We start from the raw sequence: 13,502 nt of genomic DNA on the forward strand, positions 1-13,502 counted from the left end.
GTGGCCTTGGGAAAGATGGGGCTTAATCGCGGATGACTGAAATCCCCCTCTGGCCTGCCGGCCATCTCCCCCACAAGGGGGGAGAAGGTATGCGGCACCCGATTGCCTCGATCGTGGCCCGGCGGTTCGGCTGGGTTAAGCCCTCCCCCTTGTGGGGAGGGTGGGGAGGGGCGACTGGCGTAGGCATGGTGGATGTTGGAGGGTGCGGCCCATGATCTCCATCCTTATCCGCCGCATCCTGTCGCTCATCGTCACGCTTCTCGTCGTGTCGCTGCTGATCTTCGTCGTCATGGATCTCTTGCCGGGTGATCCCGCGGCGATTGTGCTGGGGACGTCAGCGAGCCCGGAAACGCTGGCGGCGCTCAGAACCCAGATGGGGCTCGATCAGCCCCTGCCGGTGCGTTATCTCGCCTGGTTATGGGGTGTTTTTCAGGGCGATCTCGGGCAGTCCTATACCTATGGCGTGCCGGTCGCGGGGCTGATCGCGGAGCGGCTGACGGTGACGCTGCCGTTGGCGCTGATGGCGGTTCTGATGTCGGTCGGAATTGCCGTGCCACTCGGCGTGCAGGCCGCGAAAAAGCATAACGGCATGTTCGACGCCGTTGTCGGCGCAGTCTCTTACGTCAGTATCGCGGTGCCGGCCTTCTGGGTGGGGCTGCTGTCGATCATCCTGTTTTCGACGCTGCTCGGCTGGATGCCGGCAGGTGGATTCCCGGGCTGGGACGCGGGGCTGCTGGCCGGGTTGCAGGCGTTGCTGCTGCCAGCGATCGCGCTGGCGCTGCCGCAGGCGGGCGTGTTGACACGCGTTGCGCGGGCCGCGGTGCTGGACGTGATGAACGAGGATTATGTGCGCACCGCCCGCGCCAAGGGGCTGGGCGAGGGGGCGGCACTCTGGCGCCATGCGGTGCCGAATGCGCTTGTGCCCGTGGTGACGATGATCGGCATGCAGTTCACCTTCCTGATTGCCGGTGCAGTGCTGGTCGAAAACGTCTTCAACCTGCCGGGTCTCGGTCGGCTCGCCTACCAGTCGCTGGCGCAGCGTGACATCGTTGTGATGCAGGACGTCGTCCTGTTTTTCTCGGCCCTTGTCATCGTCGTCAACTTCCTCGTCGACCTCCTTTACCTGGTGATCGATCCTCGGCTGAGGGTGGGGGCGAAATGAGGCATCTGCTGCGCCGTCCCGTTCTTCTTGCCGGACTTGTCGTTACGTTGTTCCTGTTTCTGGTGGCGCTTCTGTCGCTGGTCTGGACGCCCTATCCGCCGTCGAAGATGAACATCGTCAACAAGCTCAAGCCGCCCTTCGAGTTCGGCCTGCTCGGGACCGACCAGTTCGGACGCGATGTGGCTTCCGCGCTGATGGTCGGCGCCTGGAATTCGCTGTCGACGGCGCTGCTTGCGGTGGCGATCGGCGCCACGATCGGCACGGCGGTCGGCACCGTGGTGGCGATGCGGCGCGGCTGGGTCGAACAGATCGTGATGCGCGGCTGCGACATCATCTTCGCGGTTCCGCCGATCCTGTCGGCGATGATGCTCGGCGCCTTTATCGGATCCGGCCGGTTCACGGCGGTCATCGCTATTGCCACGTTCATGGTGCCCGTCTTCGCACGCCTCACGCTGGCCGCGGCCCGGCAGATCTGGACGCGCGACTATGTGGCGGCGGCTATCGGCATGGGGCGTTCGAAGCTGACAATCACCTTCGTCCACATCCTGCCCAATATTTCGAACCAGATCATCGTGCAGGTGACGATCCAGCTCGGTCTCGCGATCCTGACCGAGGCGGGGCTTTCCTATCTCGGGCTCGGCATGCCGCCGCCGAACCCGACCTGGGGGCGGATGCTTGCGGATTCGCAGACGTTCCTTGGGCAGGCGCCTTGGCTCGCCTTGATGCCGGGGCTGGCGATCGCGATCGCGGTGCTGGGCCTCAACATGCTCGGCGATGGTCTGCGCGACCTTCTCGATCCGCGCTCGACACCCTGATTTTAAACGACGACCTGAGTGAAAGACTTTTCATGAACGCCCTTTTGAAACTGACGATCCGGGACATTCTTTCTCTTTATGCGCAGAAGAAGCTTTCGCCGCTGGAATACTGGGAGGTGGTCGAGGCACGGGTTGCGGCGTTCGAACACCAAGTTCAGGCGCTCTACCTCTACGATCCGGAAAGCGCACGGCAACAGGCGAAAGCGTCCACCGAGCGCTGGGCGAAGGGCGAGACGCTTGGGATGCTCGACGGCATTCCGGTGACGATCAAGGAACTGATCGCCACGAAAGGGCATCCGGTGCCGCTCGGGTCCGCCGCGACGGAGCTGACGGCGGCGGCCAGCGATGCGCCGGCCGCTGCACGGCTGCGCGAGGACGGCGCGGTGATCTTCGCAAAGACCACATGTCCCGATTACGGCATGCTGTCGTCAGGGCTTTCCAGCTTTCACCCCTTAAGCCGCAATCCCTGGAACCTGACGCAGAACCCGGGCGGATCCAGTGCCGGCGCGGCGTCGGCTGCGGCTTCGAGCTTCGGACCCCTGCATATCGGCACCGATATCGGCGGTTCGATCCGGCTGCCGGCCGGCTGGACGGGGCTTTTCGGCTTCAAGCCCAGCCAGGGCCGCATTCCGGTCGATCCGTTCTTTGTCGGGCGCTGTGCCGGGCCGATGACGCGGACGGTGGACGACAGTGCGATCGCCATGGCGACCCTGTCGCGCCCCGACTGGCGCGACGCGACATCGCTGCCGCCCAACGCCTTCGACTGGGTGGATCTCGACATCGACGTCAAGGGGATGAAGATCGGGCTTATGCTGGATGCGGGCATCGGGATCTCTCTCGACGACGAGGTCCGCGCGGCGGTGACGGCTGCGGCAAAGCGGTTCGAGGCGGCGGGGGCCGAGATCGTGGAGGTTTCGCCCGTCATGACGCGGACGATGCTGGACGGGCTCGACAGTTTCTGGCGGGCGCGGTTCTGGGGCGATATCGAGACGATGCCGGACGAGCGCAAGGCGCAGATCCTGCCCTACATCTTCGAATGGGCAAAGGGCGGGGCTTCGGTTTCCGGCGTCGAGGCGGTGCGCGGTTTCAACCAGACGAACGAGATGCGCAAGGCCTGTGCGAGACTCTTCTCCGGCGTCGATGCGGTTTTGTCGCCGACCAACCCGATCGTCTCCTATCCGGCCGACTGGGCATCGCCGACCAACGATCCTCTGAAACCGTTCGAGCATATCGGCTACACGGTGCCGTGGAACATGTCGGAGCAGCCGGCCGCCTCGATCAACTGCGGTTTCTCCCGCAGCGGAATGCCAATCGGGCTGCAGATCGTCGGGCCCCGGTTCGCAGACTTGCTCGTTCTGAAGCTGTCGCATGCGTTTGAGCAGTGGACCGGCGGCGTGACCAACTGGCCAGACCCGAGACTTACGCCCTGATCTGCGCATCGAGTGACGGTCCGAGCGCAAAAATCGGCGATGGAACCTTCACGGTTTCGCCGCGTTTCATTTTGGCAGACGAATGCGTGCACTTTGCGTCTGGTGGAGTATGATGTGCGAGAGGCAACCTTTCGAACATGACCGGGCCTGATATCCCGATCTTCGCCAAGCCTCACAGTTTGCATGTCGTTTGAACCTTTCCGCAAAGCCCGCGCCTTCCGCGCGGCGCCAAGATCCGTAGAAACAGGAGATCTCCATGGCCGCAGCTACTTCCACGAATGCCGAAATTGCCCGCGCTCGCACCGCCGCCGGTGCTGCTACGACGTCTGACATCGAAGCGCAGCTGCAGCAGCTCCGCGAAGATATCTCGTCGCTTGCCAAGACCGTCGGCGCCGTCGGCAGCAGCACGGCGAGTGAAGTGAAGGGCAAGGCCCGTCGCGCCGCATCCGATGCGACCGATGCGTCCATGCAGATGGTTGAAGCTGCCCGCGAGCAGGCGATCTCGTTCGAGCGCGACCTGGAAGCGAAGATCCGCAAGGCACCGATCCAGTCGATCGCGATCGCAGCCGGCGTTGGCTTCGTCTTCGCTCTTCTGTCGCGTCGCTAAAGATGATGGGCCTTGGTCCCCTTATCGCTTCGTTTGCCGCGATGGATATCGCGGCATTTACGGAGCGGCTGAAGCGCAACATCATGCTGTATGGGCTCGCTGCACTTTTCGTGCTGACGGCCTATGTGCTGGGCGTTGCGGCACTTGCCGTTCATCTGTCGCAGTTCTGGGGCCTTCCCATAGCGCTTCTGGTGGTTGCAGGCGGCGCATTGCTGCTGGCCGTGATTTTCTACCTTTCGGTGACGCTCACGGCGAGAGCGGAAGTCAAGCGCAAGAAGCAGGCAGTGGCCGCCAATAGCGGCAAGACGCTGGCTTTGACGGCAGCACTCACAGCGGTTCCGCTTCTTCTGAAGTCGAAGCCCCTGATGTTTGCATCGATCGCGGGGGGCCTCGGCTTCCTCGCCCTGAGCGGTGGCAGGACGCGTCGTCGCTTTACAAATCCTGGAGAGTAACACCAGCCGTTACTCGTCTTTCGATCATCGAGCTGCCGGACAAATTCCGGCAGCTTTTTTTGTGTCTTGTCGGATTGTCATGAGGCTCTGGTCGACGCTCGCGCGGAGCGAAGGGATGCGTGCTATTCAGAATTCTGCAAACACGGGGGAGGGCAGTTGTCTGGCGCTACGCGAAACACACAAAAACGCCGCCCGTGAAGGCGGCGTCTATGAGTTTACATGCAGTTCGCCGAACCCTCAGCCGCCGAAGGCGCGGGACGTGATGGCTGCGTCACCGGCATCCGGGCCATAATCGACCTCGCCGGATACGCCAAGCAGCTCCTGCAAGCGGGTACGAGCGCGCGAGACACGGCTCTTGATCGTGCCGACAGCGCAACCGCAGATCTCCGCCGCTTCCTCATAGGCAAAGCCTGCTGCGCCGACGAGAACAATCGCTTCGCGCTGATCGTCCGGAAGCTTGTCGAGCGCTGCACGAAAGTCCTGCAGGTCGAGGCGACCATACTGTTCGGGGTGCACGGAAAATCGTTCGGAGAACAGGCCGTCGCTGTCTTGCACTTCGCGGCCACGCTTGCGCATCTGGCTGTAGAATTCGTTGCGCAGGATCGTGAACAGCCAGGCCCGCATGTTGGTGCCGGCCGTAAAGCTCTTCTGGTTCGCCCACGCCTTCATGATCGTGTCCTGGACAAGGTCATCGGCCTTGTCGTGACGACCGGTCAGCGAGACGGCAAAAGCGCGCAGGTTCGGCAGCGATGCCAAAAGGTCGCGCTTAAAAATGCGATCGTCGTTGTCTTCTTCCTTGCTCATTTCGCATCCACCGACTTGGCGTTGCGCTCGGCATGGTCGAGCCGTTCGAGCAGATCGAGGAAGCGATCGGGGATACCCTCCTCCTGGACTGCGTCATAAAATTCACGCAGTTTGCGAGAGATCGAGGCGTTGGGAGACACTGACCCAGGCCTTGCTTCTTGAGATTGGCTTGTTGTCATGTCATCTTTTTTTGTGTTGTCGTCACTCATCACTCAAATGGCCTGTTCGATATCGTCACCTCACAATTCGCGGATCGAAAAAAAGTTCCACCCTTGCGGAACTTTTTTTAAGTACCCACGTTATTAGTCCGTCAATTGCCCTCATTGGGTCCCGGGGAGTATTTTTTTATGTCACTGACCTCACGCGTTGCGTCTCATCTTCCATATCTGCGCCGCTATGCGCGGGCCGTTACCGGATCGCAGACATCGGGAGACGCCTATGTCGCGGCGGTCCTCGAGGCCCTGATCGCGGACGTCTCCATCTTTCCGGAGTCGTCTAAGGATCGTGTATCGCTTTACAAACTGTTTGTCGCAATTTTTGGTTCCACTTCAATCGAGATCCGGCCGATCGACTCGCCGTTTGCTTGGGAACAGCGCGCAGCGGCTAACCTTTCGAACCTTCCGTCGCAGTCCCGTCATGCCTTCCTTCTGATTTCGGTCGAAGGCTTCACGATTGAGGAAGCGGCTGAAGTTCTCGATATCAGCGTTGGTGAAGTGAACAAGCTTCTCGACGAAGCCTCGCGCGAAATCTCCCGCCAGGTCGCGACCGATATCATGATCATCGAAGACGAGCCGCTGATCGCGCTCGACATCGAGCAGATGGTACAGGACCTTGGTCACCGCGTCACGGGTATCGCCCGTACCCACAAGGAAGCGGTATCGCTGTTCCAGACATCGCAGCCGAAGATGGTTCTCGCCGATATCCAGCTGGCGGACGGAAGCTCCGGCATCGACGCGGTCAACGAGATCCTGAAGTCCTCCAATGTCCCTGTGATCTTCATCACGGCATTCCCGGAGCGTCTGCTGACCGGCGAGCGGCCTGAGCCTGCTTTCCTCGTCACCAAGCCTTTCAATCCGGATATGGTGAAGGCTCTGATCAGCCAGGCCTTGTTCTTCAATGACGCGGTTAAGGCTGCTGCCTGATCTATCTGCCATCGATCGATTTTAGGCAGGAACAAACCCCAAAGAGAGGCGTTCTGGGATATCGGAACGCCCCGCTTGCTTTCCCGTTATGATGCCGAGCGATGTCTTCCCTTGATTTAAAGCGTCCGTGGGATACTTACCTTCGGATATTGAAAAAGAGATTTGGCCTGGTTGGTACGTCTCGTTAGAGCTAAGGATTACCAAAGGGTTGGGTTGTTTCGACAAGACCGACACTTTATAAGATTTTGAACTTGAATGAGTTGCGGAAGTCTATATTCAGACTTCCGTTCGCCTGGAAGTCGCAACGGAGTTTACCAAGTGACGCATCCGCTGACATGGCAGCAAGCTGGTCAGAGTGATGACAAGTTGCGTGAGTTTTTCATGCCAGCGCTGATTGATCTCGGCGCATGCATCATTATCCAGGACACCCAGCAGAATTACCTTCTCGTTGCCAACCTGCCTCAGGTCTGGTCGCTTCAAGGCGTGGATGCGCCAAGCGATGCAAGCCTGTTCGGCGACGACGTGGCTGCGAAACTCCACACGCTGAAATCGGAAATGACCGAGCTTGGCCGCAAAGGCCATATCGAGGTCACGGCGGGTTCGGACCAGGTCTTCGAATTCCGCGTCCAGGCCGTCGGCGTCGAAGGCGGGAACCTGCATCTGGTCACCACGATCAATGACCGGTCGGAAGAGCGGCATCGTGAGCGGTTGCTCCGGGCCTTGCTGCGCGAAGTCAGTCACCGCTCCAAGAACCTGCTTGCGATCATCCAGAGCATCGCGCTGCAGACGGCGCGCTATTCAGGGTCGCTCGATCTTTTCCTGCACAAGTTCCGGGGGCGGCTCTATTCGCTGTCGCAGAGTCAGGACCTGATCACCGATTCGAGTTGGCGCGGCGCCTATCTGTTCGATCTGGTTCAACAACAGACCGAAAAGTATCTTCCCGACAACAAGCATCTCGTCCGCATGGGCGGTGACAACGTCCTGCTGACGCCCAATGCATCGCTGCATGTGGGGCTGGCGCTGCACGAGCTGGTGGTCAACGCCGTCAGTCACGGCTCCGTCATGCGCAGCCGCCTGCCGATCGAAGTGGCGGCCAACCGGGTGCACGTGGATGGGCATGACGTTCTTGAGATCGTCTGGGACGAGGCGTTGATAGAAAACGACAGCGTCGACGTCAGCGAGGATGGGATGCGATCGCATTTCGGCAGCACGGTTCTCGAACGGGTGGTACCTGCGTCCGTCAACGGAAAGGCACGATATGTGATCTCCAACGATCGCATACAGTACCGCCTGAGCTTTCCGCTCGAGGGCGCCAGCGACTGAAGGTCGGGCCTACCAATTCCTCACATGACGCGAAGGCCCGATGATCGAAGCATCGGGCTGTTCGCGAACGTCGAGCCACCGGGATAGCCCCATGCGGGGCTCGTTGCTCGGCGCAATGTTTTCACATCACAAGGGAATAAGTCGTGCCGGCGACAGCGGCTGCCCAAAACGGAGCTGGCTCGGTTCCACTAGGGAGCCGAGCCAGTTCTTCTCTTCGAGGGGGATTGAAGAGTATGTCCGAAGGCTCTTTGTAGGGCGGGGGACGGGGGGGCGCCTTCAGACATCAGTAGAACGGACGCCCGGGAATTAGGTTCCGGCAGATTTTCAAAAAATCGAAGAAAAAATGAGAACGGACGACGCAACGGAAAACGGCGGCTTTCGCCGCCGTTCCGGGTCGTATCTGGAGCGCTGAAATCAGCGCTTCAGGGTTCTTGGATCGAGCGCATCGCGGATTGCATCGCCCATGTAGTTGACGCTCAGAACCGTTGCAGAAATCGCAAGGCCTGGCCACAGCACGCGTGATGGCGTCAGCTGCAAGAAGTTGGCGCCGTCAAACAGCAATCGTCCCCAGGTCGGAAAATCCGACGGAAAGCCCAAGCCGAGGAAGGACAGCGACGATTCCGTGATGATGGCCGAGGCAATCCCGAGCGTCGCAGACACCATGATCGAGGACAGGACGTTCGGCAGGATATGCCGCAGCACGATCCGGTATTCCCGCATGCCGCTCGATTTCGCGGCCAGGATGAATTCCTGGCTTTTCACCGCAAGCACATCGCCACGCACGATACGTGCCGTGTGCATCCAGCTCGTGACGCCGATGACGACCACGATCAGGATGAAGATGCCGGTCTCCGGTCCGAAGGCTGCGCGCAGCGTATCGCGGAACAGAAGCAGGATGACGAGAAGAAGCGGCAGAAGCGGCAGGGCCAGGAACAGGTCCGTGAACCGCATCAACGGCCCATCCAGCCTGCGGAAGTAGCCCGAGAGGACCCCCACCAGCGTGCCGAGGAAGAGCGCGAGCAGCATGGCGGTGATGCCGACCGCAAGCGAGATGCGGCCGCCGGCCAGAACCTGGGCAAGCATGTCCTTGCCGAGGTTATCGGTTCCGAACGGATGCGCCAGCGACGGCCACTGGTTCTTCTCGCGGATGTTCAGCTGGTTGGGCGCGACCCTGTGGATATAGGGGCCGACATAGACAGCCAGAACGATGAAGGTGAAGACGATGAGGCCGGCGACGCCGCCCTTATGCGCTCGGAACTGCCGCCACATGTCGGCCATCGCGGAGCGTGTTGGGGATGACGCCCTGGCGGGTGCGGGGTTTGCGATTGTCGCGTCAGTCATACCGGATCCTCGGGTCAAGAATGCCGTAGAGAACGTCGGCGATCAGGTTGAAGAGTACGATCAGCACCGCGAAGATGAAGGTCAGTGTCTGAACGAGAGGAATATCGGCGCCCTGGACGGCGACGATCAGCAACTGCCCCAGCCCGTTCACGCGGAAGATCTGTTCGGTGATGATGGCGCCGGAGAAGATGGTGGGTACGCCGAGCGCAATCACCGTCACGACCGGGATCAGGCTGTTGCGCAGAACGTGGACGAGCAGCACGACGTTTTCCTTGACGCCCTTGGCGCGGGCGGTGCGGACATAATCCTGATGCAGGTTGTCGAGCATGGATGCGCGCACGAACCGGGTGATCTGCGACGCGTTGTAAAGCGCCAGAACCGCCACCGGCATTGCCATCTGCTTTGCCTGCGCGACGAAGGTGGCAAAGTTCGTGACCTGCAGATTGGTGTCGTAGACCGATGGGAACCATTGCAGGTAGGACGAGAAGATAACGATCAACAGCACACCGGTGAAGAATGTGGGCACAGAATAGCCAACCATCGATACGAACGTGCCGACCTGGTCGAAGATCGAATACTGCTTGTAGGCGGAGATGACGCCGATCGGAACGGCGATCAGAATGCCGAACAGATATGCGAGGCCAACGACCCAGAGCGTCTGCGGCAGGCGCTGCACAATGAGGTCGACGACAGGGCTCCGGGTTGCCCAGGACAGGACACGCATGCGCTGACCATCGCCGAACTGCCAGCCTGTCAGACGTTCGAGAATATTCAGCGGCTCGTTGATGAAGAACTGCTGCAGCCAGTAGAGATAGCGCAGGAGGAAGGGCTGATCCATGCCGAGCGAGGCACGGATATGTGCGCGGACTTCCGGCGGGATCGTCAGGGGCAGGTCGCCAGTCGGATCGTTTGGTGCCAGATCGAGCAGCGCGAAGATGACGAAGCTGATGATCAGCAGGGTCGGTATTGCGAAGAACAATCGTCGCAACGTGTATGTGAACATGTACGAATTTCTCCAGACGACGCCGGATCATGCCGCAGAATGCGGTGATAGGGCGCGAAGTCCTGATGTGCCGCATCAGATTTTCCCGGGCCGATGAGCCCCGGGAAGATCATGCCATACGAAGCGTGAGACAGAGCGCCGGCAACCGCTGAGGGCTGCCGGCTGTCTCCTTACTTCTTGCGCGACCAGTCTGCGATGTTCCACACCTGGCTGTCCCAGGAGTTCATCTTGATGCCGTCGAGCGTGAGCGCGAAGGACGACTGGTCACCGCGGTGGACGAGCGCGATATGTGCGCCTTCCTCGGTCAGCATGTCGTTGAGCTGCTTGGCGATTGCTGCGCGCTTGTCGAGATCTGCGGTTCTGGACAGTTCGCTGACCAGCTTGTCGTAGTCAGGGTTGCAGTAGCGCGGGATGTTCTGCCCCTGCCAGCCGTTTGCCGGGCCGGGGATCTTGTCGCACAGCCATTCCGCCATGTACTTTTCAGGATCGGTGCCATCGAAGTTGTTGGTGTACATTTCAACGTCGGCATAGAACTTCTGGAACGTGTCCGGGCTTGCCGGGTCGCCACCGAAGAAGACGGAGGCAGACGCGTTGCGGAGTTCCGCATCAACGCCGATTTCCGCCCACATCGCCTTGACCAGTTCCTGGGTCGCCTGGCGAACCGAGTTGGTCGAGGTGGAGTAAAGGTAGGAAAGGCGCACGCCATCCTTGGCGCGGATGCCATCGGAACCCTTCTTCCAGCCGGCATCTTCGAGCAGCTTGTTGGCGCCCTCGATATCCTGCTTCAGGCACCAGCTGTCGTTCTTGGTGGAAGCAACGACTTCCGGAGCGGGCAGGATGTTGCAGGTGGCCCTGCCGGACTGACCGTAGCCGGCCTCGACGATGATGTCGCGGTCGATGGCAAGCGACAGTGCACGCCGAACGGCCGGATCCTTGAGCGACGGATGCGGGCCGGCTTCCTTGGTGGAGCGCTTGGCGCCCAGCGAAGGATCGGCATTGAAGTGGTTGAGGTTGATACGCTCGACCTGGGTGCCGAACGAGATTTCAAGACGGCCCTTGCCGGCAGCGAGCATGGTCTGCAGCACTTCAGGCTCGACCTGGGCGTTCCAGGCATAGTCGTATTCGCCGGTTTCAAGCACGGCACGGGCAGCCGATGCCGCATCGCCGCCACCCTTCAGGGTGATCGATGCGAAGGCAGGCTTTGCCGGATCACGGTAGTTCGGGTTGGCCTTGAAGGTGATGACGTCGTTCGGCTTGAAATCGGCGACCATGAAGGCGCCGGTGCCGATCGGACCGAAGTTGGCGGCCGTGCAGCCGGGAGCCTTGGCGCCGACGCAATCCTTGAACTGCTTGGCCTGGATGACCGGCGACTGGGCGCCCACAAAAGCCGAATAGGGGTAGGGCTTCGGCTCGGTAAAGGTGATCTTGACGGTGTTCGGGTCGATCGCCTCGACGTTCTTGACGCCTTCGTACTGAGCCGCCTGGGCGCAGCCGCCATCCGGCGCCGTGCAGTATTTCCAGGTGAAGATCACGTCTTCAGCGGTAAACGCCGTTCCGTCGGACCATTTGACGCCCGGCTTGATCTTCCAGGTCATGCTGAGAAGGTCTTTTGCCACGCCGCCGTTTTCGACGGTCGGGATCTCGGTCACGAGCCACGGAACCAGTTCACCCTTCTCGTCGTAGCGGGCAAGGGGCTCAATCACGATCGAGGACGCATAGACTTCCTTCGTGCCGGCGGAAAGATACGGATTCAGCGTGGAAACCGCCTGCCAGAACAGGGCCTTCAGGTCTCCGTCAGTGCCGCGCTCGGCGTGGGCTGCGGTGCCACCCAGGGCGAGCACGGCCACCGTGCCGACCAATAGGTGCTTCAACTTCTTCATGCTGCTATTCCCCTTGATGTTGATTTGTCTCGATTTTAGTGCCCGGATCGCCCGTTTGCCGGTGTCGATGCCGTCGAGCTGCATGGCGCCCTGTCTTCCCTGGCGCGTCGCAGATTAGAATTCCCGCATCCTCCTGAAAAGTATGTCGTATATGACATTTGATACCCGCAATATGCCGAGGTGATCAAAATTTGAGCCATCTAAGCATAGGCCTATTTTGTGTTCAAGGGCGAAAATTGACGCTTGCAAATTCAAACGAAGCCGTCGCAATATCGCAGCCTTCGAGACCGGAAATACTAATAAATCTAGAGGATTGCCCAAATGCCTGTCATCAATCGCGTCGCCGAAATGCAGGATCAGGTTGCAGAATGGAGACGCCATCTGCACGAGAATCCGGAGCTTCTCTACGACGTTCACTACACATCCGCCTTCGTTGCCGAGAAGCTGAAAGCCTTTGGTTGCGACGTGGTTGAGAGCGGCATCGGCAAGACGGGCGTCGTCGGCATCATCAAGGGCAGCCAGGGCGATGGCCCGGTTATCGGCTTCCGCGCCGACATGGATGCGCTGCCGATTCTTGAGACATCGGGCGTGCCGTGGGCTTCGAAAACACCGGGCAAGGCGCATTCCTGCGGCCATGACGGACATACCGCAATGCTTCTGGGTGCTGCGCAGTATCTTTCCGAAACCCGCAATTTCAAAGGGTCGGTTGCTGTCATCTTCCAGCCCGCCGAAGAAGGCGGCGCGGGCGCGCTTGCCATGATCGAGGACGGCATGATGGACAAGTTTTCCATCAAGGAAGTCTACGGCATGCACAATGCACCGGCGCTCCCGGTCGGCAGTTTCTCGATCCGCAAGGGCGGCATCATGGCGGCGGCCGATACTTTCGAGATCACCATTTCCGGCCGTGGCAGCCATGCCGCCCAGCCGCATCTTTCGATCGACCCGGTGCTGACCGCATCGCATGTGGTGATCGCGCTGCAATCGGTCGTGTCGCGCGAGACGGATCCTCTCAAATCGCTGGTGGTCACGGTCGCATCGATCCATGGCGGCCAGGCAAGCAACGTCATTCCGGCCTTCGTGACGCTGGCCGGCACCGTGCGCACGCTGCTGCCGGAAACGCGCGACTTTGCCGAAAAGCGCCTCAAGGAAGTGGCCGAAGCGACGGCGATCGCGCATGGTGCGACGGCCAAGGTCGTCTACAATCGCGGCTATCCGGTCACCTTCAACCATGACAACGAGACCGATTTTGCCGTCGGGATCGCCTCGAAAGTGGCAGGTCAGGGCAAGGTCGACGCCAATGCGGCACCGCATATGGGCGCTGAAGACTTCTCCTACATGCTGGAGCAGCGGCCGGGTGCCTTCATCTTCCTCGGCAATGGCGATACCGCCAATCTTCACAATGCGGCCTACGACTTCAACGACGAGGCCATTCCCTACGGCGTGAGCTACTGGGTTTCGCTTGCCGAAACGGCGCTCGCCGCCTGATCGTATCCTCTTCCGACCGGCCCCTCGCGATGCCGCCACCAGTCGCGACGGGGCCGCC

The 13,502-nt window shown here is 60.5% G+C and carries 13 protein-coding genes; 8 read left to right on the top strand and 5 right to left on the bottom strand.

The window, feature by feature from the left end:
* Positions 1–211: 211 nt before the first annotated feature.
* The 5 genes from AC0JZ8_RS08620 to AC0JZ8_RS08640 all read left to right on the top strand — a co-directional run bounded on the left by AC0JZ8_RS08620 (position 212) and on the right by AC0JZ8_RS08640 (position 4,466).
* On the top strand, positions 212–1,162 hold the full coding sequence (locus AC0JZ8_RS08620; protein ID WP_471892290.1) for an ABC transporter permease: 951 nt from the start codon (positions 212–214) through the stop codon (positions 1,160–1,162).
* Positions 1,159–1,977, top strand: coding sequence for an ABC transporter permease (locus tag AC0JZ8_RS08625; RefSeq protein WP_471892291.1), 819 nt, complete (start codon positions 1,159–1,161; stop codon positions 1,975–1,977). The genes AC0JZ8_RS08620 and AC0JZ8_RS08625 overlap by 4 nt, the downstream gene beginning before the upstream one ends.
* Positions 1,978–2,009: 32 nt before the next feature.
* Positions 2,010–3,407 carry an amidase gene (locus AC0JZ8_RS08630; RefSeq protein ID WP_471892292.1) on the top strand — a complete coding sequence of 466 codons (1,398 nt, stop codon included), beginning with the start codon at positions 2,010–2,012 and terminating at the stop codon, positions 3,405–3,407.
* Between the two features lie 256 nt (positions 3,408–3,663).
* Positions 3,664–4,014, top strand: coding sequence for an ElaB/YgaM/YqjD family protein (locus AC0JZ8_RS08635; protein ID WP_062461311.1), 351 nt, complete (start codon positions 3,664–3,666; stop codon positions 4,012–4,014).
* 2 nt (positions 4,015–4,016) lie between these two features.
* The gene (locus AC0JZ8_RS08640; RefSeq protein ID WP_062461309.1) at positions 4,017–4,466 is read left to right on the top strand and encodes a hypothetical protein; all 450 of its coding nucleotides are present in this window, start codon (positions 4,017–4,019) and stop codon (positions 4,464–4,466) included.
* 237 nt (positions 4,467–4,703) lie between these two features.
* Here the strand turns inward: AC0JZ8_RS08640 and AC0JZ8_RS08645 are convergent, their stop codons facing one another.
* Positions 4,704–5,270: an RNA polymerase sigma factor gene (locus tag AC0JZ8_RS08645; RefSeq protein ID WP_062461307.1), complete on the bottom strand. Its 567-nt coding sequence runs from the start codon at positions 5,268–5,270 to the stop codon at positions 4,704–4,706.
* Positions 5,267–5,449, bottom strand: a complete 183-nt coding sequence (locus tag AC0JZ8_RS08650; RefSeq protein ID WP_062461941.1) for a NepR family anti-sigma factor — start codon at positions 5,447–5,449, stop codon at positions 5,267–5,269. Before AC0JZ8_RS08650 ends, AC0JZ8_RS08645 begins: the two co-directional genes overlap by 4 nt.
* 168 nt (positions 5,450–5,617) lie before the next feature.
* On the opposite strand from AC0JZ8_RS08650, the gene AC0JZ8_RS08655 reads away from it, so the two are divergent.
* Both AC0JZ8_RS08655 and AC0JZ8_RS08660 read left to right on the top strand, forming a co-directional pair.
* Positions 5,618–6,412, top strand: coding sequence for a response regulator (locus tag AC0JZ8_RS08655; protein WP_062461304.1), 795 nt, complete (start codon positions 5,618–5,620; stop codon positions 6,410–6,412).
* 381 nt (positions 6,413–6,793) lie between these two features.
* Positions 6,794–7,735 carry an HWE histidine kinase domain-containing protein gene (locus tag AC0JZ8_RS08660; RefSeq protein WP_244474087.1) on the top strand — a complete coding sequence of 314 codons (942 nt, stop codon included), beginning with the start codon at positions 6,794–6,796 and terminating at the stop codon, positions 7,733–7,735.
* A gap of 414 nt (positions 7,736–8,149) precedes the next feature.
* Here the strand turns inward: AC0JZ8_RS08660 and AC0JZ8_RS08665 are convergent, their stop codons facing one another.
* The 3 genes from AC0JZ8_RS08665 to AC0JZ8_RS08675 all read right to left on the bottom strand — a co-directional run bounded on the left by AC0JZ8_RS08665 (position 8,150) and on the right by AC0JZ8_RS08675 (position 11,959).
* Positions 8,150–9,076, bottom strand: a complete 927-nt coding sequence (locus tag AC0JZ8_RS08665) for an ABC transporter permease (RefSeq protein ID WP_471892293.1) — start codon at positions 9,074–9,076, stop codon at positions 8,150–8,152.
* A complete protein-coding gene (locus tag AC0JZ8_RS08670; protein ID WP_471892294.1) occupies positions 9,069–10,079 on the bottom strand; it encodes an ABC transporter permease in 1,011 nt (336 codons plus the stop codon). The genes AC0JZ8_RS08665 and AC0JZ8_RS08670 overlap by 8 nt, the downstream gene beginning before the upstream one ends.
* 170 nt (positions 10,080–10,249) lie before the next feature.
* Positions 10,250–11,959 carry a peptide ABC transporter substrate-binding protein gene (locus tag AC0JZ8_RS08675; protein WP_092660974.1) on the bottom strand — a complete coding sequence of 570 codons (1,710 nt, stop codon included), beginning with the start codon at positions 11,957–11,959 and terminating at the stop codon, positions 10,250–10,252.
* Between the two features lie 321 nt (positions 11,960–12,280).
* On the opposite strand from AC0JZ8_RS08675, the gene AC0JZ8_RS08680 reads away from it, so the two are divergent.
* Positions 12,281–13,444, top strand: coding sequence for a M20 aminoacylase family protein (locus tag AC0JZ8_RS08680; RefSeq protein WP_113111928.1), 1,164 nt, complete (start codon positions 12,281–12,283; stop codon positions 13,442–13,444).
* Positions 13,445–13,502: the final 58 nt, after the last annotated feature.

This window comes from Velazquezella soli (assembly GCF_977018685.1).

Excerpts from the sequence above, each read along its gene's own strand:
- AC0JZ8_RS08620 (WP_471892290.1), top strand. The coding sequence starts at position 212 with ATGATCTCCATCCTTATCCGCCGCATCCTGTCGCTCATCGTCACGCTT.
- AC0JZ8_RS08625 (WP_471892291.1), top strand. The coding sequence starts at position 1,159 with ATGAGGCATCTGCTGCGCCGTCCCGTTCTTCTTGCCGGACTTGTCGTT.
- AC0JZ8_RS08630 (WP_471892292.1), top strand. The coding sequence starts at position 2,010 with ATGAACGCCCTTTTGAAACTGACGATCCGGGACATTCTTTCTCTTTAT.
- AC0JZ8_RS08635 (WP_062461311.1), top strand. The coding sequence starts at position 3,664 with ATGGCCGCAGCTACTTCCACGAATGCCGAAATTGCCCGCGCTCGCACC.
- AC0JZ8_RS08640 (WP_062461309.1), top strand. The coding sequence starts at position 4,017 with ATGATGGGCCTTGGTCCCCTTATCGCTTCGTTTGCCGCGATGGATATC.
- AC0JZ8_RS08645 (WP_062461307.1), bottom strand. The coding sequence starts at position 5,270 with ATGAGCAAGGAAGAAGACAACGACGATCGCATTTTTAAGCGCGACCTT.
- AC0JZ8_RS08650 (WP_062461941.1), bottom strand. The coding sequence starts at position 5,449 with ATGACAACAAGCCAATCTCAAGAAGCAAGGCCTGGGTCAGTGTCTCCC.
- AC0JZ8_RS08655 (WP_062461304.1), top strand. The coding sequence starts at position 5,618 with ATGTCACTGACCTCACGCGTTGCGTCTCATCTTCCATATCTGCGCCGC.
- AC0JZ8_RS08660 (WP_244474087.1), top strand. The coding sequence starts at position 6,794 with ATGCCAGCGCTGATTGATCTCGGCGCATGCATCATTATCCAGGACACC.
- AC0JZ8_RS08665 (WP_471892293.1), bottom strand. The coding sequence starts at position 9,076 with ATGACTGACGCGACAATCGCAAACCCCGCACCCGCCAGGGCGTCATCC.
- AC0JZ8_RS08670 (WP_471892294.1), bottom strand. The coding sequence starts at position 10,079 with ATGTTCACATACACGTTGCGACGATTGTTCTTCGCAATACCGACCCTG.
- AC0JZ8_RS08675 (WP_092660974.1), bottom strand. The coding sequence starts at position 11,959 with ATGAAGAAGTTGAAGCACCTATTGGTCGGCACGGTGGCCGTGCTCGCC.
- AC0JZ8_RS08680 (WP_113111928.1), top strand. The coding sequence starts at position 12,281 with ATGCCTGTCATCAATCGCGTCGCCGAAATGCAGGATCAGGTTGCAGAA.